The organism is Nonomuraea sp. C10 (assembly GCF_008017515.1).
GTDB classification, from domain to species: Bacteria; Actinomycetota; Actinomycetes; order Streptosporangiales; family Streptosporangiaceae; genus Nonomuraea; species Nonomuraea ferruginea.
On record NZ_VPFF01000001.1, the window covers coordinates 142,798 to 167,440 of the forward strand.

The 24,643-nt window shown below is 72.2% G+C and carries 22 protein-coding genes and 1 tRNA gene; 13 read left to right on the forward strand and 10 right to left on the reverse strand.

Features of this window, described 5'->3' with window-relative positions; all coding sequences use genetic code 11:
- The first annotated feature begins 5 nt into the window (after positions 1-5).
- Positions 6-1,484, forward strand: a complete 1,479-nt coding sequence (locus FR742_RS00695; protein ID WP_148029102.1) for a CYTH and CHAD domain-containing protein — start codon at positions 6-8, stop codon at positions 1,482-1,484.
- On the opposite strand, the gene FR742_RS00700 is transcribed toward FR742_RS00695, so the two are convergent.
- From FR742_RS00700 to FR742_RS00715, 4 genes are read right to left on the reverse strand one after another with little or no spacing between them, the layout of a single operon-like run.
- Entirely contained in the window at positions 1,479-2,312 is an 834-nt protein-coding gene (locus FR742_RS00700; protein WP_148029103.1) for an NUDIX hydrolase, read from the reverse strand. The two genes, FR742_RS00695 and FR742_RS00700, sit on opposite strands and share 6 nt — an antisense overlap.
- Positions 2,302-4,362 (reverse strand): RNA degradosome polyphosphate kinase, encoded by a 2,061-nt coding sequence (locus FR742_RS00705; RefSeq protein WP_148029104.1) that lies wholly within the window; start codon positions 4,360-4,362, stop codon positions 2,302-2,304. Before FR742_RS00705 ends, FR742_RS00700 begins: the two co-directional genes overlap by 11 nt.
- A 53-nt stretch (positions 4,363-4,415) precedes the next feature.
- Positions 4,416-5,348, reverse strand: coding sequence for a TetR/AcrR family transcriptional regulator (locus FR742_RS00710; RefSeq protein ID WP_148029105.1), 933 nt, complete (start codon positions 5,346-5,348; stop codon positions 4,416-4,418).
- Positions 5,349-5,391: 43 nt separating this feature from the next.
- Positions 5,392-6,330, reverse strand: a complete 939-nt coding sequence (locus tag FR742_RS00715; RefSeq protein ID WP_148029106.1) for a fatty acid desaturase — start codon at positions 6,328-6,330, stop codon at positions 5,392-5,394.
- Between the two features lie 183 nt (positions 6,331-6,513).
- Here FR742_RS00715 and FR742_RS00720 point away from each other — a divergent pair.
- The 12 genes from FR742_RS00720 (at position 6,514) to FR742_RS00775 (ending at position 17,860) form a co-directional block, all read left to right on the forward strand.
- Positions 6,514-6,585, forward strand: a tRNA-Gln gene (locus FR742_RS00720).
- Positions 6,586-6,710: 125 nt separating this feature from the next.
- Positions 6,711-8,162 (forward strand): bifunctional UDP-N-acetylglucosamine diphosphorylase/glucosamine-1-phosphate N-acetyltransferase GlmU, encoded by a 1,452-nt coding sequence (gene glmU / locus FR742_RS00725; RefSeq protein WP_148029107.1) that lies wholly within the window; start codon positions 6,711-6,713, stop codon positions 8,160-8,162.
- Complete coding sequence (locus FR742_RS00730) at positions 8,159-9,136, forward strand: ribose-phosphate diphosphokinase (protein WP_148029108.1); 978 nt, start codon at positions 8,159-8,161, stop codon at positions 9,134-9,136. Before glmU ends, FR742_RS00730 begins: the two co-directional genes overlap by 4 nt.
- Positions 9,137-9,280: 144 nt before the next feature.
- A complete protein-coding gene (locus FR742_RS00735; protein WP_148029109.1) occupies positions 9,281-9,889 on the forward strand; it encodes a 50S ribosomal protein L25/general stress protein Ctc in 609 nt (202 codons plus the stop codon).
- A 61-nt stretch (positions 9,890-9,950) separates the two neighbouring features.
- Complete coding sequence (gene pth / locus FR742_RS00740; RefSeq protein WP_148029110.1) at positions 9,951-10,535, forward strand: aminoacyl-tRNA hydrolase; 585 nt, start codon at positions 9,951-9,953, stop codon at positions 10,533-10,535.
- A gap of 204 nt (positions 10,536-10,739) precedes the next feature.
- Complete coding sequence (locus FR742_RS00745) at positions 10,740-12,092, forward strand: sugar transferase (RefSeq protein ID WP_148034255.1); 1,353 nt, start codon at positions 10,740-10,742, stop codon at positions 12,090-12,092.
- Entirely contained in the window at positions 12,092-12,856 is a 765-nt protein-coding gene (locus FR742_RS00750; protein WP_187280932.1) for a 3'(2'),5'-bisphosphate nucleotidase CysQ, read from the forward strand. The genes FR742_RS00745 and FR742_RS00750 overlap by 1 nt, the downstream gene beginning before the upstream one ends.
- Before the next feature lie 20 nt (positions 12,857-12,876).
- On the forward strand, positions 12,877-13,791 hold the full coding sequence (gene cysD, locus FR742_RS00755; protein ID WP_148029112.1) for a sulfate adenylyltransferase subunit CysD: 915 nt from the start codon (positions 12,877-12,879) through the stop codon (positions 13,789-13,791).
- Positions 13,791-15,053 (forward strand): sulfate adenylyltransferase subunit CysN, encoded by a 1,263-nt coding sequence (gene cysN / locus FR742_RS00760; protein ID WP_148029113.1) that lies wholly within the window; start codon positions 13,791-13,793, stop codon positions 15,051-15,053. Before cysD ends, cysN begins: the two co-directional genes overlap by 1 nt.
- A 154-nt stretch (positions 15,054-15,207) precedes the next feature.
- Positions 15,208-16,098 carry a sulfotransferase gene (locus FR742_RS00765; RefSeq protein ID WP_148029114.1) on the forward strand — a complete coding sequence of 297 codons (891 nt, stop codon included), beginning with the start codon at positions 15,208-15,210 and terminating at the stop codon, positions 16,096-16,098.
- Positions 16,095-17,018 carry a glycosyltransferase gene (locus FR742_RS00770; protein WP_148029115.1) on the forward strand — a complete coding sequence of 308 codons (924 nt, stop codon included), beginning with the start codon at positions 16,095-16,097 and terminating at the stop codon, positions 17,016-17,018. Before FR742_RS00765 ends, FR742_RS00770 begins: the two co-directional genes overlap by 4 nt.
- A complete protein-coding gene (locus FR742_RS00775; protein ID WP_148029116.1) occupies positions 17,015-17,860 on the forward strand; it encodes a WecB/TagA/CpsF family glycosyltransferase in 846 nt (281 codons plus the stop codon). Before FR742_RS00770 ends, FR742_RS00775 begins: the two co-directional genes overlap by 4 nt.
- A gap of 13 nt (positions 17,861-17,873) precedes the next feature.
- Here the strand turns inward: FR742_RS00775 and FR742_RS00780 are convergent, their stop codons facing one another.
- From FR742_RS00780 to FR742_RS00805, 6 genes are read right to left on the reverse strand one after another with little or no spacing between them, the layout of a single operon-like run.
- On the reverse strand, positions 17,874-18,791 hold the full coding sequence (locus FR742_RS00780; RefSeq protein ID WP_148029117.1) for a sulfotransferase: 918 nt from the start codon (positions 18,789-18,791) through the stop codon (positions 17,874-17,876).
- Positions 18,788-20,047: a lipopolysaccharide biosynthesis protein gene (locus FR742_RS00785; protein ID WP_148029118.1), complete on the reverse strand. Its 1,260-nt coding sequence runs from the start codon at positions 20,045-20,047 to the stop codon at positions 18,788-18,790. The genes FR742_RS00780 and FR742_RS00785 overlap by 4 nt, the downstream gene beginning before the upstream one ends.
- Complete coding sequence (locus FR742_RS00790) at positions 20,035-20,889, reverse strand: sulfotransferase (protein WP_261808289.1); 855 nt, start codon at positions 20,887-20,889, stop codon at positions 20,035-20,037. Before FR742_RS00790 ends, FR742_RS00785 begins: the two co-directional genes overlap by 13 nt.
- The gene (locus FR742_RS00795) at positions 20,886-21,785 is read right to left on the reverse strand and encodes a hypothetical protein (RefSeq protein WP_148029119.1); all 900 of its coding nucleotides are present in this window, start codon (positions 21,783-21,785) and stop codon (positions 20,886-20,888) included. The genes FR742_RS00790 and FR742_RS00795 overlap by 4 nt, the downstream gene beginning before the upstream one ends.
- Entirely contained in the window at positions 21,782-23,050 is a 1,269-nt protein-coding gene (locus tag FR742_RS00800) for a hypothetical protein (RefSeq protein WP_148029120.1), read from the reverse strand. Before FR742_RS00800 ends, FR742_RS00795 begins: the two co-directional genes overlap by 4 nt.
- The gene (locus FR742_RS00805) at positions 23,047-24,360 is read right to left on the reverse strand and encodes a Wzz/FepE/Etk N-terminal domain-containing protein (protein ID WP_148029121.1); all 1,314 of its coding nucleotides are present in this window, start codon (positions 24,358-24,360) and stop codon (positions 23,047-23,049) included. Before FR742_RS00805 ends, FR742_RS00800 begins: the two co-directional genes overlap by 4 nt.
- Positions 24,361-24,643: the final 283 nt, after the last annotated feature.

A 24,643-nucleotide genomic window follows, 5' to 3' on the forward strand; every position in this document is an offset into this window, starting at 1 on the left:
GTGTCGTGGGCATCGAGATCGAGGACAAGTTCGACGTCACCGCCGATTACCAGCTGCCTGACCTGAGCGGCCTGGCCGAGGTCGTCGGCCCGAAGAGCTTCCAACTCGTCGCCCTCTACTACGACACCCCCGACCTGCGGCTGGCCAGGCGCGGCGTCACTCTCAGACGCAGGCGCGGCGGCGCCGACCCCGGCTGGCACCTGAAGCTGCCCAAGGCCAAAGGGGTGCGGCAGGAGATCGCGATCCCGCTGACCCGCAGCACCAAGGTCGTCCCGGCCGAGCTGGCCGAGCTGGTGCGCGCCTACACCCGGGGCGCCGAGCTGGGCGTGGTGGCCGAGCTCGACACCCGCAGAAGCGTCACCCTGCTCAAGGACGGCGACCGCAAGCTGGTGGAGATCGCCGACGACCGGGTCAAGGGCACGGTGTACGGCACGGACCCGCCGGCGGTGATGCGCTGGCGCGAGGTCGAGGCGGAGCTGCTGGAGGGCGACGAGAAGCTGCTGGCCAAGACCGGCAAGCGGCTCAGGAAGGCGGGCGCCACGCCGTCGCCGGCCACCAGCAAGCTGGCCAAGCTCCTCGACCCGCCGCCCGCCCCCCACGCCGGACTCGAACCGGGAACCGCGGGCCACACCGTCATGGCCTACCTGTCCGGTCAGGTGACGGCCCTCCTCTCCCAGGACCCCCGGGTGCGCCGCGAGGAGGAGGACGCGGTGCACCAGATGCGCGTCGCCGCCCGCAGGCTCCGCAGCGCGCTCAAGGCGTTCAAACCCGTCGTCAGGAACACCAGCGAGATCCAGGACGAGCTGCGCTGGCTCGGCGGCGTGCTGGGCGAGGTCCGCGACCTGGAGGTGATCAGGGCCAGGTTCGCCCGCGAGCTGGCCGGGCTCCCGCCCGAGCTGGTCGTCGGCCCCGTCCGGGCCCGGCTCGGCGACGACCTGCTCAGGCGCGAGCGGGGAGGCTACGACACGATCAGGGAGACGCTCGGCGGCGAGCGCTACTACGCCCTGCTCGACGCCCTCGACGCGCTGGTGTCCGAGCCCGAGCTGGGCAAGGCCGCGGCCGACCCGGCCGAGACGCGGCTCGCCGACGTCGCCGCAGCCAACTGGAACCGGGTGACGAAGGCGTACGAGACCGCCCAGGCCATCGACGACCCCGAGCAGCGCGAGATCGCCATGCACGACGTGCGCAAGGCGGCCAAGCGCGCCCGCTACACCGCCGAGGCGCTGCGCGACACGCTCGGCAAGCGCATGGGCACGCTGGCCAAGCTGGCCGAGGACGTGCAGGAGGTGCTCGGCGCCCACCAGGACGGGGTCGTCGCCCAGGAGACGCTGGCCGAGGAGGCGGGGGCCGCGCGCCGGGCGGGCGAGGACACCTTCACCTACGGCGTCCTGGCCGGGCTGGAGCGCGCCGCCGCCGAGCGGGCGCACGAGGACTTCCCCCGCGTCTGGTCGGAGACCATGGCCGGCGTCGAGAAGGTGCTATAGCCCGTACCGCTCCGCGCAGACCACCCGCTCGCCCACCCGGTGCAGCACCGCGAACGCGCCCTTGCGCAGGCGCACGTCCCTGCCGCTGAGCGCGGCGATGAGAGGGGGCAGCACCTTGCCGTGGCTGCACACGGCCGCGCGCTCCGTCAGCTCGCCGACCAGGGCGGTGGTCTTGCGCGGGTCCTGCCCCTCCTCGCTGAGCAGCGGCTCCAGCCGCAGGTGCGAGCTGTACGGCGCGAGCGTCTGGACGCACCTGAGACTGGGCGAGCTGAGCAGGACGGCGGGCCGGTACGCGGGCAGCACGGTGGCCAGCGCCGCCGCCTGGGCCAGCCCCTCGGCGTCGAGCGGGCGCAGCGAGTCCGCGCCCTGCCAGGTCTGGCGCGACCCGGCGGAGGCGTGCCGTACCAGCACCAGGGGGACGGTGGCGAGCGGCGCGGCCGACAGCGCGCGCAGCAGGCCCGCGTCCCACTCGTAGGTCAGCAGCTCGCGGGCCCGGTCCACGGGGAGCCAGCGCAGCTCGTCGACCTCGTCGCCGGCGACGAACGGGCCCTCCTCCGCCACCCGGCCCGCCCAGTAGTCCACCCGCTTGAGCCGGGTCCCGTGCAGGTAGTGCACGGGCGGCAGGGCGCGGTCGAGCGCCACGGTCAGCCCGGTCTCCTCGCGCACCTCGCGCAGCGCGGCGGCGATCACGTGCTCGCCGGACTTCAGCTTCCCCTTGGGGAAGGTCCAGTCGTCGTAGCGGGGGCGGTGGACGAGGGCGACCTCGGGGCGGCTCTCCTCGCCGCGCCAGATCACGGCTCCGGCGGCGCGGAGCGGGTCAGTCGTCAACACTCCTCCAGCGGCGCATCCCGATCATGCGGCTCTGCAGGTCCTCGCCCGGGTGGCGGACCCAGTTCCCGTCGCCGTTCAGCCACCAGGTGTTCGTCGTGTCGGCCATCACCCGGTCCATCAGGTCCACGAGGTACGCCTTGTGCTGCTGCGCGGTCACCTTGACCAGGGCCTCCACCCGGCGGTCCAGGTTGCGGCGCATCAGGTCGGCGCTGCCGATCCACACCTCCGGCCGCCTGCCCAGGCCGAACTCGTACACCCGGGAGTGCTCCAGGAACCGGCCCAGCACCGACCGCACCCGGATGGTCTCCGACAGGCCCGGGATGCCTGGGCGCAGCGTGCACACGCCGCGCACCCACAGGTCGATCGGCACGCCGGCGCGCGAGGCGCGGTAGAGCGCGTCGATGATCGGCTCGTCCACCAGCGAGTTCGTCTTGATCCTGATCCGCGCGGGGCGGCCCGCCCGCTGGTGGGCGATCTCCCGCTCGATCCTGGCCAGCAGCCCGCCGCGCAGCGAGTGCGGGGCGACCAGCAGCCGCCGGTAGGCCGAGTGGTGGGAGTAGCCGGTCAGGTGGATGAACAGGTCCGTGACGTCCTCGCCGACCAGCGGGTCCGCGGTGAGCAGGCCGAAGTCCTCGTACTGCCTGGCCGTCTTGGGGTTGTAGTTGCCGGTGCCGATGTGGCAGTAGCGGCGCAGCTCGCCCGACGGCTCCTGCCGCACCACCAGCGCCAGCTTGCAGTGGGTCTTGAGCCCCACCACGCCGTAGACCACGTGGCAGCCGGCCCGCTCCAGCTTGCGCGCCCAGGAGATGTTCGCGTGCTCGTCGAACCTGGCCTTGATCTCCACGACCACCACGACCTGCTTGCCGGCCTCGGCCGCGTCGATGAGCGCGTCCACGATCGGGGACTCGCCGCTGGTCCGGTAGAGGGTCTGCTTGATCGCCAGCACGCGCGGGTCGGCGGAGGCCGCCTCGATGAAGCGCTGCACGCTGGTGGCGAACGAGTCGTACGGGTGGTGCAGCAGCACGTCGCGCTCGCGCAGCACCGCGAAGACGTCATCGGCGGCGCCGATCGCCTCGGCCGGCACGAAAGGGCGGTAGGCGAGCTCACCGCGGTCCAGGTCCGCGATCACGTTCAGGCCGGTCATGTCCAGCGGCCCGGGGATCCGGTAGATCTCGTGCGGATCGAGCTCCAGCTCCTCCACCAGCAGGTCGAGCACCTCCTGGGAGATCGTGTCCTCGACCTCCAGCCGCACCGGCGGCCCGAACCTGCGGCGGCGCAGCTCCTTCTCCAGCGCCTGCATGAGGTTCTCGGTGACGTCCTCGTCGACCTCCAGGTCCTCGTTCCTGGTCACCCGGAAGACGTGGTGCTGGACGATCTCCATGCCCTTGAACAGCTGCCCCAGGTGGGCCGCGATCACGTCCTCCAGCGGCACGAACCGGTTCGGTGACGGCTGGACCAGCCGCGGCAGCTGCGAGGGCACCTTGACCCTGGCGAACACGGTGTGGTCGTTGGACGGGTTCCGCACCACGACGGCCAGGTTGAGGCTCAGACCCGAGATGTACGGGAACGGATGCGCGGGATCGACGGCCAGCGGCGTCAGTACCGGCCTGATCCGCTCCCTGAAGAGCTTGCGCAGCTCCGTGCGCTCCTCGCGGCCCAGCTCGTCCCAGCGGACGATCTCGATGCCCTCGGCGGCGAGCCGCGGGCGGATCTGCTCGTGGAAGGCCGCGGCGTGCCGTTTGGCGAGCGCGTCGGCCACGGTGGCGATCCTGGCCAGCTCCTCGCTCGGCTTGAGCCCGCTCTTGGTGCGCAGCAGCAGGCCGGTGGCCATGCGGCGCTTCAGGCCCGCGACCCGTACGCGGAAGAACTCGTCCAGGTTGCTGGCGAAGATGGACAGGAAGCGGACCCGCTCCAGCAGCGGCAGCGACGGGTCCTCGGCCAGCTCCAGGACCCGTTCGTTGAACTGCAGCCAGCTCTCCTCGCGGTTGAGGAACCGCTCTTGCGGAAGGGGCAGGTCGTGGTCGGGCGGGAGTGGCTCAACGGACATATCTGAAATATGCCCACTTAGGTTGAACGGGACGTTAACTCTCCCGCAACGACTTATTCGGGTGGTTCGCCCTGCCCCAGCCGGGCGGCGCGCTCGGCCAGCCGGGCCTCGCGCTGGCGCAGCCGCTCCTCGCGCTCGCGGGCCTTCTCGGCCTCCTTGAGGACCTTCTCGCGCTCCTTCTCGGCCTCCTTGAGCTGGCGCTCGCGCTCCTTGAGCTCGCGGAGCCTGGCCTTCTCCGCCTCGCGCAGCTCGCGCTGGCGGGCCTTCTCGGCCTCCTTCAGCTCCTTCTCGCGCGCCTTCTCCAGCTCGCGCAGCTCCTTGTCGCCGGCGCGCGGCTTGGCCGGCACCTGCTGGCGGGTGGTCGCGGAGAGCGCCGGCTGCGGGTTCAGCCCGGTCAGACCGTTCCAGGCCAGGTTGACCAGGTGGGCCGCGACCTCCTCGCGGGCCGGCTTGCGCGCGTCGAGCCACCACTGGCCGGTCAGCGCCACCATGCCGACGAGCATCTGCGCGTACATCGGCGCCAGCTTCGGCTCGTAGCCGCGCTCCGCGAACTCGTCGGCCAGCACGTCCTCCACCTGGCTGGCGATCTCGCTGATGAGGCTGGCGAACGTGCCGGTGCCGGAGGCCGCGTGGGAGTCGCGGACCAGGATGCGGAAGCCCTCGCTGCTCTCCTCGATGTAGCGCAGCAGCGCCAGGGCGGCGCGCTCCAGCTTGACGAGGGCGTGGCTGGCGGAGAGCGCCTCGGTGATCATGCTCAGGAGCTTCTGCATCTCCCGGTCGACGACCACGGCGTAGACGCCTTCCTTGCCGCCGAAGTGCTCGTAGACCACCGGCTTGGAAACCTGCGCCGTCGCGGCGATCTCCTCTATCGAGGTCCCGTCGAACCCCTTCTCGGCGAACAGCGTGCGACTGATCAGGATCAGTTGCTCTCTGCGCTCTCTACCGGTCATGCGCCTGCGCGAACGGGATTCGGTCACGGTTCCCATAATGGCGGTGACAGGCGGATCACCGGCCACCGCCGTCGAAATATCAGACAATCCGCTTCGCCGCCAGCCTCTCCGGCGACGGCCAGCGGACGTCGTGGGCCCAGCCGAGCTTCTCGAAGAGCCGGATGATGGCCGCGCTGATGTCGATCTGGCCCTTCAGCGCGCCGTGCCTGGCGCAGGTCGGGTCGGAGTGGTGCAGGTTGTGCCAGGACTCGCCGAAGGACGGGATGGCCAGCCACCAGACGTTGCGCGACTTGTCGCGGACCTGGAACTCCTCCTCGCCGAACACGTGGCAGATCGAGTTGATCGACCAGGTGACGTGGTGCAGCAGGCCGATGCGGACCAGCGTGCCCCAGAAGAAGGCGGTCAGCGCGCCCTGCCAGGACCAGGTGACCAGGCCGCCGATGACGGCGGGCAGCACGATCGAGGTGAGGGCCAGCGCGCCGAACCACCGGTGCAGCCTCATCACGTCCGGGTCCTTGACCAGGTCGGGGGCGTACTTCTCGCGGTTGGTGCGCTCGGCGTCGAACAGCCAGCCCATGTGGGCGTAGAGCAGGCCCTTGGACATCGACCTGAAGCCGGGCCCGAAGCGCCAGGGGGAGTGCGGGTCGCCCTCCTTGTCGGAGAACTTGTGGTGCTTGCGGTGCGTCGCCACCCAGTCGAGCACGGACATCTCCAGCGAGAGGCTGCCGGCGACGCCCAGAGCGATCTTGAGCGGCCGCTTGGCCTTGAAGGAGCCGTGCGTGAAGTAGCGGTGCAGCCCGACGGTCACGCCGAGCCCGGAGACCACGTAGAAGACGCCGGCGATGGCGATGTCGGTCCAGCCGAGACCCCATCCCCAGGCGAAGGGGACCGCCGCCGCGATCGCGACCAGGGGGAGCCCGACGACGAGCGCGAAGGTCACGAGTTCGGCTCTGGTGCGTGGCTCTGGTTCGAAGTCGGGCTTCGGGCCGGGTGTCGAGCGCTCGGCAAGAACGGTCATGGGCAACCTCTCTGGATCTTTCCGGGACTAATGTCCTTCCTACGTCACCGTAACCTACGCAAACGTAAGTTAGGAAGACCTCAATGTGCCGGACTGCCCCGGCGTGTAGCCGGTATTCGGGGCGCGGACCCGGGCGCGGGGTCGGTATCGTAGGAATGTGTCGGGCGCCTGACGTCTGACCGGTCCCGGATCGTCTAATCGGCAGGACAAGTGGTTTTGGTCCACTTTGTAGGGGTTCGAATCCTCTTCCGGGAGCTTTACCGCCGCTCCCCCCATAGGGGCGCCACATGGCGGGCAGGTATTCTCACGGTGTCGGGAGGGTGGCGGTGCGGTAGCCGCGCCTTTGCCCTGATCAATCAATCCACAGGGAGCCTCAGTCCGTGAGTGTGCCGCGCCCGGCAGCAGTCATCGTCCTCGCCGCGGGCGAGGGCACCCGGATGAAGAGCCAGACCCCGAAGGTCCTGCACGAGCTGTGCGGCCGAGCCCTGGTCGACCACATGCTCGCCGCCGCCCGTGACCTCGGCCCCGAGCGGCTCGTCGTCGTCATCGGCCACGCGCTCGAACGCGTCGGCGGCCATCTCGCCCGCACCAGCCCCGACGCCCGCGCCGTCGTCCAGCGCGAGCAGCGTGGCACCGGCCACGCCGTCCGCACCGTCCTGGAGGAGGTCGGCACGATCTCCGGCACGGTCCTGGTCACGTACGGGGACGTCCCGCTGCTCCGCGCCGAGACCATGGCCGAGCTGCTGGAGCGGCACGAGTCCGACGGCAACGCGGTCACCGTGCTCACCGCCGAGGTCCCCGACCCCACCGGCTACGGCCGCATCGTGCGCGACGCGGACGGCGCCGTCATGGAGATCGTCGAGGAGAAGGACGCGAGCGCGGAGCAGCGCGCGATCAGGGAGATGAACTCCGGCATCTACGCCTTCGACGGCGAGCTGCTGGCCGACGCCGTCAAACGGGTCTCCACCGACAACGCCCAGGGCGAGGAGTACCTCACCGACGTGCTGGCGATCCTGCGCGGCGACGGCCACCGCGTGGGCGCCTGCACCGTCGCCGACCACACCGAGGTCGAGGGCGTCAACGACCGCGTCCAGCTCGCCTTCGCCCGCAAGGTGCTCAACCGGCGGCTGCTGGAGCGCCACATGCGCGCCGGCGTCACCGTCGTCGACCCCGACACCACCTGGGTCGACGTGGACGTCGTGATCGAGCCCGATGCCGTCATCCACCCGGGCACCCAGCTCCACGGCCGCACCCTCGTCGAGGCCGGCGCCGAGGTCGGCCCCGCGACCACGCTGACCGCCACCCGCGTCGGCGCCGGGGCCGTCGTGCGCAACGCCGTCGCCGACCAGGCCGAGATCGGCCCGGAGGCCAGCGTCGGCCCCTACTGCTACCTGCGCCCCGGCACGGTCCTCGGCCGCAGGTCCAAGGCCGGCACCTTCGTCGAGATGAAGAACTCCAAGGTCGGCGAGGGGTCCAAGGTGCCACACCTGACCTACGCCGGCGACGCCGACATCGGCGACGGCGCCAACATCGGCGCGGCCGTGGTCTTCGTCAACTACGACGGCGTCGAGAAACACCGCACCACGGTCGGCGACGGCGCCTTCGTGGGATGCGACACCATGCTCGTCGCCCCGGTGACGATCGGCGACGGCGCCTACACGGCGGCCGGCTCGGTCATCGACGGCGACGTGCCACCCGGGGCGATCGGGGTGGCGAGAGCGCGTCAGCGCAACATCGAGAAATGGGTCTTGCGCAGGCGCGCGGGCACGAAGTCGGCAGCGGCCGCCGAGCGGGCGCTGGCCGAGCAGCAACAGCGGGAGAATGGCTCATGACCAGCATCAAGCAGCCCGGAGAGAAGAACCTCATGCTCTTCTCCGGGCGAGCGCACCCGGCGCTGGCCGAGGAGATCGCCGAACACGTCGGCGTCTCCCTCACCCCCACCAAACTGACCGACTTCGCCAACGGCGAGATCTACGCCCGCTACCTCGAATCCGTACGAGGCTGCGACGCCTTCGTGATCCAGGCTCACACCGAGCCGATCAACCAGTGGATCATGGAGCAGCTCATCATGGTCGACGCGCTCAAGCGGGCCTCCGCCAAGCGCATCACCGTGGTCATGCCGTTCTTCGGCTACGCCAGGCAGGACAAGAAGGGCCGCGGCCGCGAGCCCATCACCGCCCGGCTGATGGCCGACCTGTTCAAGACCGCCGGCGCCGACCGGCTCATGTCGATCGACCTGCACACCTCGCAGATACAGGGCTTCTTCGACGGCCCGGTCGACCACCTGTTCGCCATGCCGGTGCTGGAGAGCCACCTGAAGAACCGGCTCGACCTGGCCAACACCACCGTGGTCTCGCCCGACACCGGCCGGGTGCGGCTTTCGGAGCGCTGGGCCGACACGCTCGGCACCCCGCTGGCCTTCATCCACAAGCGCCGCGACCTCGACGTGGCCAACTCGGTGAAGGTCAACGAGGTCGTCGGCAAGGTGCGCGGCCGCACCTGCGTGCTGATCGACGACATGATCGACACCGCCGGCACCATCTGCAAGGCCTCCGACGCCCTCTACGAGCAGGGCGCCACCAACGTGATCGTCGCCGCGACCCACGCGGTCTTCTCCGACCCCGCGGTCGACCGGCTGAAGAACTCCCGCATCTCCGAGGTCATCGTCACCAACACGCTGCCCCTGCCGCAGGAGAAGCAGTTCGACAAGCTGACCGTCCTGTCGATCGCGCCGCTCATCGCCCGCGCCATCACCGAGATCTTCACCGACGGCTCGGTGACCAGCCTGTTCGAGGGCGACTCCTAGCCACCGGCGGCGGGCCCGGCAGCCGACGCTGACGGAGCCCGCCGCGCGACGCTATAGACTGACCAGGTTGCGCTCGTAACGCCTTCCGCTAGGGCGGGTGAGGGGGAGCGCAGTAATCCGATCTCTGCATCCCTAGGAGATGTCGTGTCTGAAGTCCGTATCGCCGCCGAGCCGCGCACCGTGTTCGGCAAGGGCGCCGCCCGCAAGATCCGCCGTGACAACAAGGTGCCCGCCGTCCTCTACGGGCACGGCATCGAGCCCAAGCACCTCACGCTGCCCGGCCACGAGGTCCTCCTCGCGCTGCGCACCGCCAACGTGCTGATCCGCCTGGAGGGCGACGGCGTCAACGAGCTGGCGCTGCCCAAGGGCGTCCAGCGCGACCCGATCAAGGGCTTCGTCGAGCACGTCGACCTGCTCCTGGTCAAGCGCGGCGAGAAGGTCACCGTCGAGATCCCGGTCAACACGGTCGGCGTCGTCAACCCCGAGGGCCTGCTCGACCTGCAGTTCACCACGCTGTCGGTCGAGGCCGAGGCCACCAACATCCCGACCGGCGTCGAGGTCGACGTCGAGGGCATGGAGGTCGGCGCCTCCATCACCGCCGCCCAGATCCAGCTCCCGGAGGGCGCCTCGCTCAAGGAGGCCGACCCGGAGACCGTGATCGTCCAGGTGATCGCCAAGCCGACCGAGGCCCCGGCCGAGGAAGAGGGCCCCGTGGTCGAGGAAGCGGCGACCGCCGAGGCCGCCGCCGAGTGACGTCCGGTGACGGGGCAGCGGGCCGTGCGCCCGCTGCCCCGTCCCGTTCTGAGAGGAACACATGGACCGCTGGCTGATCGTCGGGCTCGGCAACCCCGGTCCCGGCTACGCGGGCAACAGGCACAACGCGGGCTTCATGGTGCTCGACGAGCTGGCCGCCCGTGCGGGCGGGCGGTTCAAGGCGCACAAGAGCCGGGCCGAGGCGCTGGAGACGCGGGCCGCCGTCCTGGCCAAGCCGCTGACGTACATGAACCTTTCCGGCGGGCCGGTCAAGGCGCTCGCCGACTTCTACAAGATCGGGCCCGACCGGCTCATCGTGGTGCACGACGAGCTCGACGTGCCGTACGGCGCGCTCCGCGCCAAGCTGGGCGGCGGTGACAACGGCCACAACGGGCTCAAGTCCATCACCAAGAGCCTCGGCACCCGCGACTACCTGCGGGTCCGGTTCGGCATCGGGCGCCCGCCCGGCCGCATGGACCCCGCCGCCTTCGTGCTGAAGGACTTCGCCACCGCCGAGCGCAAGGACCTGCCCTTCCTCGTCGACCGGGCGGCCGACGTGGCCGAGTCGCTGATGGAACGCGGGCTCGAAGCCACCCAGAACGACTTCCACCGGTCAGATCTCAAGATTTCCGGCCCTCCTCGCTGATCCCCGCATAGAGACGTTCGCGGGCGGCGCCCCTCACCCACCGCTACGATCTGGTGACTGTGTGTCAACTATCGGTCACGGGGAGGGCGCGTGCGTGAGGGATCTCGTGGCGAAGGGCTGGCCGTCGTCGAAGCCGGCCCTTCCCTCGCCTGGCCTGCGGGGCCCAGGCGGCCCACCTGGGTGCGCGGCTACCAGATCCGCGCCATGGCCGCCGACCTGCTCGCCGCCTGCCTCGCCGCCACCGCCGCCTTCTGCTGCAGGTTCGGCGACGTCACCGCCTACGCGCTGCCGTACCTCCTGCTCAGCGCGGTGCTGCCGGCGGTGTGGGTGTGCGCGGTCGCGCTCAACAGGGCGTACGAGCCGCGCATGATCGGCATCGGCTCCGAGGAGTTCCAGAGAATCGTGCGGTGCGGCGTCGGGCTCACCGCGGCCCTCGCCGTCGGCTCGTACCTCACCAAGGCCGACGTCGCCCGCGGCTACGTGGTGCTCGCGCTGCCGCTGGTCACCCTGCTGACGCTCGGGTTCCGGTACGCGCTGCGCCGGAGTCTGCACCGGCGCAGGGCCGGAGGCGCCTGCATGCGCAGGGTCCTGGCCGTGGGCCACGGGCCGTCGATCGACGAGCTGGTGCGGCTGTTCCGGCTGGAACGCCACCACGGGCTCGACGTGGTGGCGGCCTGCCTGCCCGACGGCGCGTCGCCCGGCGGCGTGACCCAGGTGCCCGTGGCCGGCCACTTCAGCGACGTGCCGCTCGTCGTCGACCAGGTGCAGGCCGACACCGTGGCCGTGCTCGCCTGCCCCGAGATGGACGGTGTGGCGCTGCGCCGGCTGGCCTGGCGGCTGGAGGCGACCCACACGGAGCTGGTGGTGGCCCCGGCGCTGATGGACGTCGCCGGGCCGCGCACCACGATCAGGCCCGCGGCCGGGCTGCCGCTGCTGCACGTCGAGCACCCGCAACTGGCCGGCGCCCGCCAGCTCGTCAAGAACGTGTTCGACCGCCTGGTGGCCGCCTCGCTGCTGGTGCTGCTTTCCCCGCTGCTGGCCGGGCTGGCGATCGCGGTGCGCGCGACCAGCCCGGGGCGGGCCCTGTTCCGCCAGACGCGGGTGGGGCGCGACGGCCGGCTCTTCACCATCCTGAAGTTCCGCACCATGCGGCGCGGGTCGGAGCGGCAGAAGCTCACACTGGTCAGCGACGGCGACGGCCCGCTGTTCAAGGTCCGCCACGACCCCCGGGTGACCCCGCTCGGCGTCTACCTGCGCCGCTACTCGCTCGACGAGCTGCCCCAGCTCATCAACGTGCTGCTCGGCCACATGTCGCTGGTCGGGCCGCGTCCGCCGCTGCCCGAGGAGGTGGCGCGCTACGGTGACGACGTGCGCAGGAGGCTGCTCGTCCGCCCGGGGCTGACCGGGCTCTGGCAGGTGAAGGGCCGGTCCGACCTGTCCTGGGAGGAATCCGTCCGACTGGACCTGCGTTACGTGGAGAACTGGTCGCTCACGCTCGATCTCCAGATCCTGTGGAAGACTTGGTCGGCCGTCGCACGTGGGCAAGGAGCATATTGATGACGAATCGCGACGACCACACCGTCGCAGCCGATCTGGCGACCGAGGCGGGAGCTCTCCTGCTGGCGGTCCGCGAGCGCGAGGGGTTCGGCGACCCCGGCGCGCTGCGCGCGAAGGGCGACAGGGCCGCCCACGAGTTCCTGATGGAGGCGCTGGCCCGGCTCAGGCCCGACGACAGCGTCCTGTCGGAGGAGGCCACCCGTGAGGAGCGGCTCGACCCGCGCAGGCTGAGCGCCGACCGGGTGTGGATCGTCGACCCGCTCGACGGCACCCGCGAGTTCTCCGAGGAGGGCCGCGCCGACTGGGCCGTGCACGTCGCGCTGTGGGAGCGGGGCCGGCTGGCGGCCGGCGCCGTCGCCCTGCCCGCCCAGGGCCGCACGCTCACCACGGCCGAGCCGCCCAAGCTGCCCGCCGCCCCCGAGGGCCGCTTCCGCATCGCGGTGAGCCGCACCCGCCCGCCGGAGTTCGTGCGGCGGCTGGCCGACCACGTCGGCGCAGACCTGGTGCCCATCGGATCGGCGGGCGCGAAGATCTCCGCCGTGCTGACCGGAGAGGTCGAGGCCTACGTGCACGCCGGCGGCCAGTACGAGTGGGACTCCGCCGCCCCGGTGGCCGTCGCGCTCGCCGCCGGGGCGCACGCCAGCCGCATCGACGGCACGCCCCCGGTCTATAACCAAGCCGACCCCTCACTACCCGATATCCTGGTTTCCCTACCCGACTTGGCGCGATCACTGCTCGCCGGGATCCGGGACCTGCACCGCTGAACCGCCGGAGGAAGACCCTCATGCTCCAGCGCGACTACACGACGTCGCAGCTCGACGTACTCGAAGCCGAGGCCATGCACATCATGCGCGAGGTGGCGGCCGAATTCGAGCGACCCTGTCTGCTCTTCTCCGGCGGTAAAGACTCGATCGTCATGCTACGCATCGCCGAGAAGGCGTTCTGGCCCGCGCCCATCCCGTTCCCGCTGATGCACGTCGACACGGGCCACAACTTCGAGGAAGTGATCGAGTTCCGCGACCGGCGGGCCGCCGAGCTCGGCGCCCGCCTCGTCGTGGCGAGCGTCCAGGACGCCATCGACAGCGGGCGGGTCACCGAGGACACCGGCAGGCGGGCCTCCCGCAACCGGATCCAGACCGTCCCCCTGCTCGACGCCATCGAGGAGCACGAGTTCGACGCCGTCTTCGGCGGCGCCCGGCGCGACGAGGAGAAGGCCAGGGCGAAGGAGCGGGTGTTCTCCTTCCGCGACGACTTCGGCCAGTGGGACCCGAAGAGCCAGCGCCCCGAGCTGTGGAACCTCTACAACGCCCGCATCCGCAGGGGCGAGCACATCCGGGTCTTCCCGCTGTCCAACTGGACCGAGCTCGACGTCTGGGACTACATCCGGCGTGAGGGCATCGAGATCCCCTCCATCTACTTCGCCCACACGCGCAAGGTCTTCGAGCGCGACGGCATGCTGCTGCCCGACAGCGACGTGGTCCAGCGCGGCGACGACGAGCCGCTCTTCGAGGCCGTCGTACGCTACCGCACCGTAGGCGACATGACCTGCACGGGCGCCGTGCAGTCGAAGGCCGCCACGGTCGAGGAGATCATCGAGGAGATCGCGGTCACCCGGATCACCGAGCGCGGGGCCACCAGGGCCGACGACCGCGCCTCGGAGGCCGCCATGGAGGACCGCAAGCGGGAGGGCTACTTCTAATGGACATTCTTCGCTTTGCCACTGCGGGGAGCGTCGACGACGGCAAGTCCACCCTGATCGGGCGGCTCCTGTTCGACTCCAAGGCGATCTTCGAGGACCAGCTCGAAGCCGTCGAGCGCACCTCCCGCGACCGCGGCACCGAATACACCGACCTGTCGCTGCTCACCGACGGCCTGCGCGCCGAGCGGGAGCAGGGCATCACCATCGACGTGGCCTACCGTTACTTCGCGACGCCGCGCCGCAAGTTCATCATCGCCGACACCCCGGGTCACATCCAGTACACCCGCAACATGGTGACCGGCGCCTCCACCGCCGACCTGGCGATCATCCTGATCGACGCCCGCAAGGGCCTGCTGGAGCAGTCGCGCCGCCACGCCTTCCTGGCCTCGCTGCTGCGGGTGCCCCACCTGGTCCTCGCGGTCAACAAGATGGACCTCGTCGGCTACTCCGAGGACCGCTTCGAGGAGATCCGCGAGGAGTTCACCGCCTTCGCCTCGAAGCTCAACGTGGGCGACCTGACGTTCATCCCCATCTCGGCGCTGCACGGCGACAACGTGGTGTCCCGCTCCGAGAACATGCCCTGGTACCAGGGCTCCTCGCTGCTCCACCACCTGGAGAACGTGCACATCGCCTCCGACCGCAACCTGGTCGACGTGCGCTTCCCGGTGCAGTACGTGATCCGGCCGCAGAAGGCCACCGACCACGCCTTCCACGACTACCGCGGCTACGCCGGCCAGGTGGCCGGCGGCGTGCTCAAGCCCGGCGACGAGGTCGTCCACCTGCCGTCCGGGCTCACCACCCGGATCGCCGCCATCGACACCTTCGACGGGCCGGTGGAGGAGGCGTTCCCGCCCATGTCGGTGACGCTGCGCTTCGAGGACGACCTCGACATCTCGCGCGGCGACATGATCGCCCGGCCCAACAACCAGCCGCAGGTCGCCCAGGACCTGGAGGCGATGATCTGCTGGATGGGCGACGGGGCGAAGCTGGCGCCGCGCTCCAAGTTCGCCATCAAGCACACCACCCGCACGGCCCGCGCGCTGGTGCGCGACCTGCAGTACCGCCTCGACGTCAACACGCTCCACCGTGACGAGGAGGCCACCTCGCTGGGCCTCAACGAGATCGGCCGCGTCACGCTGCGGGTCACCCAGCCGCTGTTCGTCGACGACTACGGGCGCAACCGCCTCACCGGCGGCTTCATCCTGATCGACGAGTCCACCAACGGCACGGTCGGCGCCGGCATGATCATCGACTCCCGCTGACCTTCACGTCGCGCCGACAGAGCGGCCCGGGCCTTCCGCCGAAGGCCCGGGCTTTCTGTCGCGGTGGGTAGATCCTTTTTACGTTTCGCGATCGTACGATTACTCTCCGCGCTAGAGTCTCCACGTTCCGTGTCCGCGAGGTGGAGCTCCGTCCGTGACCCCACGTGTGATCTTCCTGGGCGGCCTCGGCCGCAGTGGCACCACCCTGCTCGAACGCCTGCTCGGCGAGCTGCCGGGGGTGGCGCCGCTCGGTGAGGTGGTGCACCTGTGGGAGCGGGGTGTGCTGGCCGGTGAGCCGTGCGGGTGCGGGCGGGCGTTCCCGGCCTGCCCGTTCTGGCGGCAGGTGGGGGAGAGGGCCTTCGGGGGGTGGACTCCCGGGCTGGCCGGGCGGGTGATGGCGCTGCGCCGCCGGGTCGACCGCACGCGCCGGCTCGGCCGCGCCCACGCCGACCTCCCCGAGTACGTCCGGGCCTACCGCCTGCTCTACGAGGCCGCGGCAGGCGTCGCGGGAGCCGGGCTGGTGGTCGACTCCAGCAAGCATGCCTCGCTCGCGTACTGCCTGCTCGAAGGCGGGCTGGACCCGCACATCGTCCAGGTCGTGCGCGAGCCGCGCGCCGTCGCCCACTCCTGGGGCAGGACTGTCGAGCGCCCGGAGAACGGCAGGCCGATGACCCGCTGGGGTCCCGTGCGCACCGCCGTCCACTGGACGGCCCAGAACCTCGCCCTGGAGCTGCTCGCCCGCCGTGGCGCCCGCGTCACCCGGGTCCGCTACGAGGACCTGGTGGCGGCGCCCGGCGACACGCTCGGGGCGCTGGCCGGCGAGCTGGGGCTGCCGCCGTCCCGGCTGCCCTTCCTGCACGGCACCACCGCCCACCTGACCACCGCCCACACGGCGTCCGGCAACCCGATGCGGTTCGGGGCGGGGCCGATCGAGCTCTCCCGCGACGACACCTGGCGCCACGGGCTGCCGCGCCGCCGCCAGAGCCTGGTCGCCGCCCTCACCTGGCCGCTCAGAGCCCGCTACGGGTACGGGAGCGCGACATGACAGCTTCACCGGGAGGCCCTTGGAGGGGTGGCTCCGCCCCGTCGGTCGGTGTCGTGATCTGCACCCGGGGCGACCGGAGTGAGTGGTTGCGGGAGGCCGTCCAGGGGGTGCTGGCGCAGGACTACGCGGGGGCGTGCGAGGTGGTGGTGGTCGCGGACGGGGTCGACGTCCGCGTGGTGGAGGACCAGGTGGCGGGGCTGCCGGTGCGCGTCCTGCCCAACCGGCTCAGCCCCGGGCTGCCCGGGGCGCGCAACACCGGGATCGCCGCGTGCGGCAGCGACCTGGTCGCCTTCTGCGACGACGACGACGTGTGGCTGCCGGGCAAGCTGACCGCCCAGGTGGCGGCGATGGACGCCGGGGCGTGGTTCGCGAGCTGCGGGATCGAGGTCGAGTACGGCGGCCGGGTGGTGCCCAGGCAGGCCGGGACCGAGACGGTGACGGCGGCCGACCTGGTGAGGTCGCGGATGGTGATGGTGCACTCCTCGACGTTCCTCTTCAGGCGCGGGGTGATCTGGGTGGACGAGAGCGCGCCCGGCGGCCAGAACGAGGACTGGGACCTCGCCCTGCGTGCCGCCAAGAGCCGCCCGATCGCCTGCGCCGACCGGCCGCTGGTCCGCGTCCGCTGGGGCGGCTCCCACTACGCCTCCCGCTGGTCCGACCGGATCGCCGGGCTGGAGTGGATGCTGGCCCGCCATCCCGAGCTGACCGGCGACTCCCGAGGCGCCGCCCGGATCTACGGCCAGTTGGCCTTCGCCCACGCCGCCCTGCGCCGCCGCCGCGCCGCCGCCCGCTGGGCCGCCCGCACCTGGGCCGCCCGCCCCGCCGAACCCCGCGCCCTGCTGGCCCTGGCCGTCGCCGCCGGTCTCCTGCCGGCCTCCGCGGTCCTCTCCCTCCTTCACCAGCGAGGACGTGGCATTTGACCGCCCAGACCCGGTCCCGTACGCCGGAGACCCCGAAGACCCGCGTCCACGGAGCGGCGCCGCCTCGTGCGCCGAGGGTGGTCGTGGGCGGGGTGGGGATCGACCCCGTCGGCGAGGACGAGGTCGTGGCGTGGGTGGCCGGCGAGCTGGCGGCGGGGCGCGGAGGGCGGATCGTGACGCCCAACGTGGACATCTGCCGGGCCGTGCGACGGGATCCGGGGCTCGCCGAGCTCGTGGCGGGGGCCGACGTGGTGGTGGCCGACGGGATGCCGCTGGTGTGGGCGGCGCGGCTGCGCGGGACGCCGCTGCCGGGGCGGGTGACGGGAGCGGATCTGATCTGGTCGTTGAGCGCGATGGCGGCGCGCGCCGGCTGGCCGGTCTACCTGCTGGGCGGGCCGCCGAGAGTGGCCGAGGCGGCGGCCCGGGAGCTGGCGCGGCGCTGTCCCGGCCTGGAGGTGCGCGGGGTGGACGCGCCGCCGTACGGGTTCGACCGGACGGCGGAGGGACGGGAGCGGGTGCGGCGGAAGGTCGTGGCGGCGCGGCCGGCGATCGTGTTCGCCGGCTTCGGGTTCCCCCGGCAGGACCTCCTCATCGCCGAGCTGCGGCGCGACCTGCCCGAGGCGTGGTTCCTGGGGTGCGGGGCGGCCATCGGGTTCGCGGCCGGGACGGTGTCGCGCGCGCCCGCCTGGATGCGCCGCCGAGGGCTGGAGTGGCTGCACCGGCTCATGACCGAGCCCCGGCGGCTGGCCAGGCGCTACCTGGTGGACGACCTGCCCTTCGCCGCGCGCCTGCTCGCCACGAGCGCGCTGCGCCGCTGCCTGCCGCGCGGACGGCGCGCGTAGCGGCCGGGGCGGCTCAAGCTCGGACGGTGGTCGTCTCCGGGCCGGTCAGCTCCCGGACGCGGGCGATCTCCGCCTCGGTGAGGCCGCGGGAGCCGGAGCGGGCGGCGAGGCGGGAGTCCATGGGACGGTACGCCGTGCGCGAGAGACCCGACCAGGCGAAGCCGCCGGCGGGCGGGCCGCCGCCGGTGCACGCCTGGACGATCCGGCGTTCGGCGGCGGGGCTCCAGCGCAGGCCGGCGTACCCGTACAGGTCGCGGAAGCCCGGCACCGGGTCGGCGGCCAGGTCGTCGTAGGAGGTCACCAGGATGCCGGGGACGCGCGACAGGATCGTGCGCGTCACCCGCCACAGCGCCGCCGCCTTGGCCACCCGGTCCTGAGAGCCGACCAGGGCGCGCAGGCGCAGCACCTCGGGGTGGTCGCGGACGAGCAGCGGTTGTTCGAGCAGCTCGTGGAAGTAGATCGTCCAGCCGAGCCGCTGCCAGCTCGCCACGAACGCCACCGGGTCGCGGACCAGGGCGATCACCCGGCACCCCAGCCGCTCGGCGAACCAGGCCGACGACAGCACCGCGAACGGGTCGTCCAGCAGCGCCCGCCGCCCCGTCAGCTGCCCGAGGGTGAACGCGGCACCGTACCGGACCATGCGCGCCAGATCGTACGGCGTGCGGTTGACCCGGAGTTCGGCGGCCCAGCCGTAGCGCAGGGCCACGGTGGCGCGGAAGGCGGGCAGCCAGGCGGCGGAGTTGTCGTCGCAGATGTACTGGAAGCGGTGCGAGACCCGGGCGCGCAGGACTCCGGGGCAGCGGCCGGGCGGGTGCTGCGGGTTGAGCGGCTCGTTCACGTAGACCAGCTCACCGCCGGCCGCCAGCATCTTGCCCGTCCAGCTCGTCCCGCTCCTGGGCAGCCCGGTGACCAGCACGGGCGGGCCGCTCACGCCGCCGCCCAGGTGCGCGGGCGGAGCGCGGCCAGGCTGTGGCGGCCGAACGGGCGCAGGCCGTAGCGGTGGTGGAGCTGCCAGAGCGGCAGCGCGTTCTTGACCAGCACGCCGCCCGCCCAGCCGATCGCCGCCCCCAGCGCGCCGTGAGAGGGGATCAGCGCCAGGTCCAGCGCGAGTGTGCAGGTGACGGCGGCGGTGAGGTTGAGCAGGCTGGCGGTGGTGTGGCCGGCCGCGGTGAGCACCACGTCGACCATGCCGCACCCCGTCGCCGCCATCATCGTGGCCGCCAGCACCAGCGCCACCGGCACCGCCGAGGCGTAGCCGGGACCGAAGACGCGCAGCAGCCACGGCGCCAGCACGGCGTACCCGAGCCAGATCGGCCAGGTCGCCAGCACCAGCCACATGGTCGTCACCTGGTAGAGCTCCCTGACCCTGGACAGGTCGCCGTCGGCCAGCGCCTTCACCAGGCGGGGCTGGGCGGCCTGGGCGAGGCCCTGGCCGGCGAGCTGGCCGACGACCTTGAACCGGGTGGCGGCGGTGTAGACGGCGGCCTGGACCGGGCCGCCGAGCGCGGCCACGATCACGATGTCGAGCCGCTGGAACACCGCCTGGATCGCGCCCGCCGCCGACCGGGGCGCGGTGTGCCGCCACAGGTCGCGTGCCGTTCCCGGCAGGTAGGGGGTGCGCGGCGCCCGGCCGCGCAGGGCGAGCGCCGCCAGCGCCACGACGGGCAGGTACGGGAGCGCCCAGGCGAGGGGGAGCGAGGCGCCGGAGAGCCCGGCCAGGGCCGCGGCCGCGACCAGGGCGAGCTGGGAGAGCGGCAGCAGCACCCCGTCCAGCAGCACCGTCGGGCGCATCGAGCCGAAGCCCCGGCAGGCGGCGAGCAGCACGTCGGCCACGGCGATGGCGGGCGGCACGAGCGCGAGCACGCCGAGCACCGGCCACAGCAGGAGGCCGGTGGCGGTCGCGACGACCGCCACCGGCACCAACGCCGCCCTGACATATCCCGAAACGCCGTGATATCCGTAGGTCTCGGCGCGGGCGATGAAGAACACCAGCCCGTTCCCCGCGTCCAGCTTCGCCACCCCGGCCACCATCAGCGCCAGCGCGATCGAGGTGAAGAACGCCCCGGCGACCTCCACCGGATAGGCCCTGGTCACCACCACGACCAGGAGGAACTGCGCCAGCGCCCCCACCGCCGCCCCGGTGACCCCGGCCAGCCCGCCCCGGGCGACCCGTCTCAGCACCGCCACGACGGCTCACCGCCCAGCCAGCGGACCAACCTCCGGTCGTGCTCCTCGAACCCGTCCATGAGCTCCCGCCGCAGCGAGTCGGGCAGCTGCTTGGGCCGCGGCCGCCAGTTGTGCCGGGAGAAGCCCGGGTAACCGAACCGCGCCACGCCGAGGAAACGCAGCAGCCGGTCGTAGACGGGCTCGGGCTCGGCGAAGAACCGGTGACTGTCGATCACCATGATCCGCTCCCGCCCGAACAGCGGCTCCAACCGTTCGAGCTGGTCGGCGTAGCGGCCGCGGGCCAGGTAGGCGAGGTGGCGGTGGGCGTGGTGCACGGCGTGCGGGCCGGTCCGCAGCAGCTCCTCGGCCCCGGCCACCCGCTCCTCCTCCAGCTCCAGCGCCCGCTCGAAGCTCTCCTCGGTCTCGAACCCGCGGGCCAGTTCGTGCGCGTGCGCCGAGCAGGCCCGCTCGACCGGGTCGCGCACCAGCACGATCAGCTTCACCCCCGGCAGATCGGCGGCGATGCGCTCGGCCGCCAGCGGGTGGAACAGGTAGTAGGGCGACGACTCGAACGCCTGCGGAAGCCCGCCGAACCGGCGGGTGAGCAGCGCCGTGCCGACCTTCAGCGGGAAGTGCGCCCGGTACCACTGCAGCCCGCGCCAGTAGTCGGTGTCGAAGTAGTGCACGCCCTTACGCAGCACCGGCTTGTAGAGCAGCGGATGCTGCGCGAGCGCCCGGTACATCGAGGTCGTGCCGCACCGCTGGGCGCCCATGATGAGGAACGACGGCAGGATCCGCGCGGCGGAGGTCATCCGCCCGGTGGTCCTGGACACGGACAGCGCCGTCTGCTTCGCGGTCTTCACAGCAGGGCCTCCTGATAGTCGACGAGGGGGTTCAGCCAGTCGCCCGGCGGGCCGAGCGGCTCGTGGCCGTCGGCGGCGTGCCGGTCGGCCAGCGCGATCAGGTAGCGCAGCGCCGTCTGCCTGGCCTGCGCCGCCGACAGACCGAGCGGGGCCAGCGTCCGCCCCGACCGGGCCAGGCAGGCACGCGCCGCCGTGGCCGGGTCCATGCGCCGCAGCGCCCGCTGGAAGAGGTGGTGCAGGGCGTCGAACCCGTACGGGACGCCGGTCTCGTACCGTTCCCAGTCCCACACGAGCAGCCGCCCGTCACCGGAGGGCGCGAGGTTCCACGGTGAGAGGTCGCCGTGCCAGGCGTGCCCGCCGGCGTCGCCGGTGGCCGCGATCTCCTCGACCGCGCGGGTCAGCAGCGAGGCGGGCACCCGCCCCCGGCGCACCGGCAGCGGCGACAGCGCCAGCACGGTGAGACCGTGCCAGCTCCCGTGGTGGAGCACCGAGGGCACGACGACGGTCTTCAGCGCCCGGCCGGCGAGCCGGTCCAGCGCGGCGGCCTCGTTGGCGACCAGGGCGCGGCTCCGCGCGGTGTCGCCGATCTTCACGTACGCGATCCGCTCGCCCCCGCGGTACGCCTCCAGCACCGGCTTACGGTTGGCCCGGCGCGCGGGCCGTACGTGCACCACGGTCTCCACCGGGGCGCCGAACACCTCGCCCAGATGCTCGGCGATCGACCCGTGCGTGGGCAGCGCGAGCGGCCGGCCCGGATGCCACCAGCGGCGCGGCGCCAGCCGGCGCGGCAGCCGGGCGTGCGGCAGCAGGGTGTAGGCGCGCTGCCCGCCGGGGCCGGGGTAGAGCAGGTCGATCGTGCCGGCCAGGTAGATCAGCCGAATCCGGGCGTCGTTCATGAGGTGTTCCTCCACAGCAGCGCGAACGAGATCGCGTAGAGGCTCAGCGGCGTGACCAGGCCGTCGTAGACGAGCATGTAGAAGAGGACCAGGCACATCACCAGCACCCCGGCCAGCCCGATCGGCGAGCGGTCGGCCCAGTGGCGGCGGATCGCCCCGGCGAAGAACGCCACGTAGAGCACCGCCCCGGTGAGCCCCTGCGAGATCAGCAGCAGCCAGAGCTGACCGTCGCTGCCCAGCGGCGGGTGGCCGCAGCCGGGGCACCACGAGGTCTTGCCGGTGGTGATCGAACGATGGCTGCCCATGGCGCGCCGGGTGTTGCCGTAGCCGATGACGGGGGAGTGGCCCGTCGCCGCGACGGTGGCCGAGACGGTGAAGGCCCGGATGTCGTTGGAGTGCGGGCTGTCCAGCCGCTTCGCCACCAAAGGAGCGAGCGGGCTGAGCACGAACGCCAGCGCCGCGGCGGCCGTCACCGCGCAGAGCGCCATCCGGGTCCGGCCGCCCACCCGGAGGGCGAGATAGAGCACGGCCAGCCCGAGCGCGATCCACAGCCCCCGGTTGAGCGAGTACACGATCGGCACGGCCGCCACCGCCACCAGCGCCACGGCCAGCATCCGGCGGCGGCGCGAGCCGTACACCCACCAGCCGACCACGAACCAGATGAGCAGCACCGACAGGTTGCCGCCCCAGGCGTTCGCCCACTCGAAGGGCGCCTCCGGCCTGGGAAGCGCGTGGCCGAGCACCTTCTGCGTCTGCCCGGCGGTCGGATGGACGAGGTTCTGCACGAACGGGTGCTCGGAGATCCAGTCGGGCAGCACCAGCTCCAGCGGGGAGGTGAAGGAGAGGCCGGGCACGAACACGCCGAGCAGCCCGCCCGCCACCGCCGTGAGGAACAGCACGCCGAGCATCCGCACCAGCCGCAGCTGCGGCAGCTCCCGCTCGGTGAGGTTGCCCAGGTAGACCACCAGGATCAGGGCCGCCACGTACAGCGCCAGGCGCATCCCGTAGCCGATCAGCCGGCCCGCGCCGAGCTCGCCGTAGGTGCCGGGCGGCATCTCGTCCAGCATCAGGCCGCTCAGCAGGTAGCCGGCGATCAGCAGCACCCACAGCCCGAAGCCGGGCGGCACCCTGACCGGCCTGCGCCGCCACAGGATGACCGCCATGGGCACGGCCAGCACGACCACCGACAGCCCGCCGAACCCCAGCGCCCACCAGAGCGGGTAGCCGAGCAGCAGCGCCGCGACGGGCCATGCGGGTCCTCTCACGTCGCCGAGCCGGGGGGCCGCCGCATCGGGTGCATGGGCGCGGTGGTCCTGGCGCCGATGCCCGTCTCGATCTCGCCGCTGGCGACGAGCTTGCCGAGCGAGGTGTGCTGGCCGCGCGGCGCCCGGACAGGCTCGGGCGTCAGGTCGGTCGTGGTGACCGCGCCGATGATGGGCACGCTCTGCCTGCTGAGCAGCCGTACGACGGAGGCCACGTCGGAGGCGTCGGCCCCGTCGAGGCCGATCAGCAGGAGCGCCGCGTCCGCTCTGGCCAGGTCGCCCACGTCGGTGCCGTCGAGCACGGCCAGCGGCACGTTCGCGGCCAGGGGCACGGCCACCGGCGTGCCGCCGAGCGCCGGGGGGACCGCCTTGACCAGCAGCCGCTTGCCGGGGCACGAGGCGAGCACGGCCGAAGACAGCTCGTGCAGCGCGCCGTGGTCGAGCGGGCGGGTCACGTCGGCCAGCACGGGCAGCCCGGTCAGCCGTTCGACGTCGGCCGCCGTGCGCAGCCGGGTGTCGAGCCGGTCGCGCGCCTGCGCGGCCGCCGCCCCGATCAGCAGCCCGGCCATGAGGCCCGACCCGAGGTGCAGCGGCAGGCTGGGCGAGCTGGGGTCCTGGGGAGGGGTGGCGGCGCTGATGACCTCTCCGGGCGTCACCGTGACCGTCTTGAGCGCGTCGTACTTCTGGGTCAGCACGGCGACCTGCCGGGAGAGCACGGTCTGCCGGAGCGCCGCGCGGGTGTGCTCGGGGCCTCCTCTGGGCAGCGCGGGCAGCTCGCCTATGACCGTGGACAGGGCGGCGTTCGCCTGCCGCAGCTTGACGGCCACGAGCTGCTGCTGCGCCGCGATCTCCGCGCGCGCGCTGTCGGCGCGGTGTTCCAGGTAGGCCTGCGCGTACGCCCGTGACTGCAGCGCGGCGTCGCCGGGCTCGGCGGCGGTGACCGAGATCGTCAGCACCGACGAGTTGGGCGGGACGGACACCTCGACGGGTTCGAGGTCGGCGGTGCCCGCCTGCGCGGCGGCCCTGGTGGCGACCACCGCCGACTGGGCGATCTGCGCCTCGGTGTCGAGGTTGAGCTGCTCGCGCTGCCGGCTGGTCACCTGGTTGCCGGGCTCCGGGACGCCCACCGAGGTGACCAGCACGTAGGTGGTGGCCGTGTAGGCGGGCGGGGTGACGCGCATGATCGCCAGCCCCACGGTGCCGCCCGCGAGGAAGCATCCCAGGAACAGCAGCCAGCGCCGGCGGAGCAGGGCGAGATGGTCTCCCAGTTCGGCGCCGGAACGGTGAACCGGACGGTCCGGCGGCAGGCTCATGAGGCGAGTCTCCCTGAAGTGTGTGCGGATAGTCGCTTACTGACGACTCTGCGTCACGCGCCGTGGTGTGCGCCCACTATAGGGGCGCGGGTTATCGGTCACGCGAGATCCGCAAGATTTTCTCTCGTACGGGCGCGGAATCGTACCTTTATAAAGCGATTTTTCGGCGTTTGTCGGGGCGGTCGGCGGGTGGGTTGAGCTGGGAGGAGTTCGGCTCTGGCTGAAGTTCCGGGAATGGCGTGGCAAGGTTCAGGTTTGATAGGGCGGGGGTCCTGGGAAAAAG